The following is a 2616-nucleotide window of genomic DNA, read 5'->3' on the forward strand; positions in this document are numbered from 1 at the left end:
ATAGATTACTGATGGGGCTGTCGCTATGATATCTAGGTCATATTCTCTTTCTAATCTTTGGGTTATGATGTCCATATGAAGGAGACCCAAAAAACCTGCCCTAAGACCAACTCCCAAGGCTTGTGAGTTTTCTTGCTCAAAGACTAGGGCTGCGTCATTTACCTGAAGTTTTTCTAGGGAATCACGTAGCTTATCAAAGCTTTCTCCTTCTGCAGGATAGATTCCTGAGTAAACCATAGGAAGGACTTCCTTATAGCCTGATAGGGGTTTATCTGTAGGATTTGCTATAGTTGTGATAGTATCACCGACTCTCGCATCCTTTACTTCCTTGATGCTTGCCTCGATAAAACCTACATCTCCACTCCTAAGCTCCTTTGTAGCTACCCTTTGCTTCATAGTGTAGCCTACGGTGTTTACCTCGTATTTTTTGCCAGTATTCATCATGACAATCTCATCACCAGGTCTTACAACACCTTCAAATACTCTTACATAACATATTACTCCTACGTAAGAATCATAGTAAGAATCGAAAATTAGAGCCTTGAGAGGCTTATCGTCATGGTCTTCTGGGGCTGGGACATTGGCTACTATATCTTCTAGGACATCTTCTATATTTAGTCCTGTCTTTGCAGAAATCTGTGGAGCATTACTAGCATCAAGGCCAATCTCGTTTTCTATTTCATTTTTAACTTCATCAGGTCTTGCTGATGGTAGGTCGATTTTGTTAAGGACTGGCAAAATCTCTAGGTCTTGCTCTAAGGCAAGGTAAGTATTTGCAAGGGTTTGAGCCTCTACTCCTTGGCTTGCATCAACTACAAGTATTGCTCCCTCACAGGCCTTTAGTGATCTTGAAACTTCATAATTAAAGTCGACATGGCCTGGCGTATCGATTAGGTTAAGCTCGTAAACTTCGCCATCCTTGGCCTTGTAGTGGATTTTAATTGACTTTAATTTTATTGTTATTCCTCTCTCTTGCTCTAGTTCCATATCATCGAGCATTTGGTTAGACATCTCTCTTTTGGATAGGTTTTCGCTTTTTTCTATAAGTCTATCTGCAAGAGTGCTCTTCCCATGATCGATATGGGCAATGATGGAGAAATTTCTAATATTTTCCTTCTTCTTCATATAACTCCTTATTCTTCATCTGGATATGGATTATGATCAATTAGACCTGCCCTATTTATCGGATAAAATCTCACAAAGGCATGGCCTACTAGTCTATCTTTAGAAATAGGTCCGAAGCTTCTAGAATCATTACTTGCTCCAGGAATCCTATTATCTCCCATTACAAAATACTCGTCAGCGCCCAAAGTCCATTCTGTAATTTCCGTTGAAGGATCTGTTTCTGGTATGGATGTGTAGTTTTCGTCAAGCTCTTTGTCATTAACAAAAACCTTGCCATCTTCAAGCTTAATAGTATCTCCCTCTTCACCAATAATCCTTTTGACATAGAGTCTGTTTGGGTGATCTGGTGCTTTAAGTATCACTATATCGCCCCTCTTGAAGTCTCTAAACCTACTTCCTATCTTATCTACTAGGAGAATATCCCCGTCGTGGAGGGTATTTAGCATAGATTTTCCCGAAACTTTGGTAGCATCCATGATAAACATCTTTATAAGTATGGTGATGATTAGGGCAATTCCTATAGTCTTCACCCAATCCCAAATTGCATAAAGTATGCGGTCACTTTTAGATTTTTTATTAATTTCACTCATATTTACCTCTCATTTCTATTAAATTATATACTAAATTTCTATTTCTTCCAAATTATTGAACAATTTTAAAAAAATCCTTGTTTAATATCCTAATTTATGGTAAAATGTATCAGTCGAACAAAAATGTTCGGGAAAGAGGTGAAAGGTAAATGGCAAATATTAAATCTAGTAAAAAGAGAATCGACGTCGCTAGAAGAAACACTCTAAGAAACAAATCTAGAAAAAGCGAAATCAAAACACTAATCAAGAAATTTGACGCAGCTATCGAAGAAAAAGACGTTGAAAAAGCTACTGCTATCTTTAAGAAAGCTGACAAAAGATTAAAACAAGCTGAAGCTAAAAACGTAATGCACAAAAACAAAGTTGCAAGAACAACTTCAAGACTAGCTAAGGCTCTAAATCAAGTAAATGCATAATAATAATGAGTGAATATCAGTATCGGATCCTCACATATGTCTACTGATAATCACTCATTTTTTATTTTATAATTTTTCCTATAAGGATTTTTATTTCAAGGTCCATATCAAAGGACCCACTTTTCTGTCTAACTTCCATATCGAAGAGAGTATCGTGTAAGCTAAAAAGCTCTTCTAGGCTAAAATTTCTAGCAAAACCCTTGACCTTTCTTAGCTCAAAGGGAGATATGCCCAAAGCTTTTTGCATGAAGGAATCATTAAAACCACGACTTCCCAAGCTTTTTATCCCAATGAGATTTCTCACCTGTCTTATAATCATGTGATAGATCATAAAGAGGTCTTCGCCGGATTTTCTCATAGTCTCATAGACTTCAATAGACCTTTTCCCATCCTTAGTCGAAAGAGCATCAGTTAGGTTAAAGATATTAAGATTTAAGATCTCGTTAAGCTGATCCTTTACATCTTCTGCCGTAACTATCTCATCT

General features: G+C 37.1%; 4 protein-coding genes. 1 reads left to right on the forward strand and 3 read right to left on the reverse strand.

The window, feature by feature from the left end; translation table 11 throughout:
• Both lepA and lepB read right to left on the reverse strand, forming a co-directional pair.
• Positions 1-1125, reverse strand: a 1125-nt coding sequence (gene lepA / locus MRZ08_RS01525) for a translation elongation factor 4 (RefSeq protein WP_297378516.1), incomplete at its 3' end; no start/stop codon positions are given.
• Positions 1126-1133: 8 nt separating this feature from the next.
• Positions 1134-1715 carry a signal peptidase I gene (lepB, locus tag MRZ08_RS01530; RefSeq protein WP_297378519.1) on the reverse strand — a complete coding sequence of 194 codons (582 nt, stop codon included), beginning with the start codon at positions 1713-1715 and terminating at the stop codon, positions 1134-1136.
• 149 nt (positions 1716-1864) lie between these two features.
• On the opposite strand from lepB, the gene rpsT reads away from it, so the two are divergent.
• Complete coding sequence (gene rpsT, locus MRZ08_RS01535) at positions 1865-2131, forward strand: 30S ribosomal protein S20 (protein ID WP_015778109.1); 267 nt, start codon at positions 1865-1867, stop codon at positions 2129-2131.
• Between the two features lie 61 nt (positions 2132-2192).
• On the opposite strand, the gene holA is transcribed toward rpsT, so the two are convergent.
• Positions 2193-2616 (reverse strand): DNA polymerase III subunit delta (gene holA / locus MRZ08_RS01540; protein ID WP_366110977.1); only part of this gene is annotated, 424 nt, incomplete at its 5' end.

The sequence above is a fragment of the Anaerococcus sp. genome (assembly GCF_022770135.1).
Taxonomy (GTDB): Bacteria; Bacillota; Clostridia; order Tissierellales; family Peptoniphilaceae; genus Anaerococcus.

Coding starts and splice junctions, on each gene's coding strand:
- lepB (WP_297378519.1), bottom strand. CDS start 1,715: ATGAGTGAAATTAATAAAAAATCTAAAAGTGACCGCATACTTTATGCA.
- rpsT (WP_015778109.1), top strand. CDS start 1,865: ATGGCAAATATTAAATCTAGTAAAAAGAGAATCGACGTCGCTAGAAGA.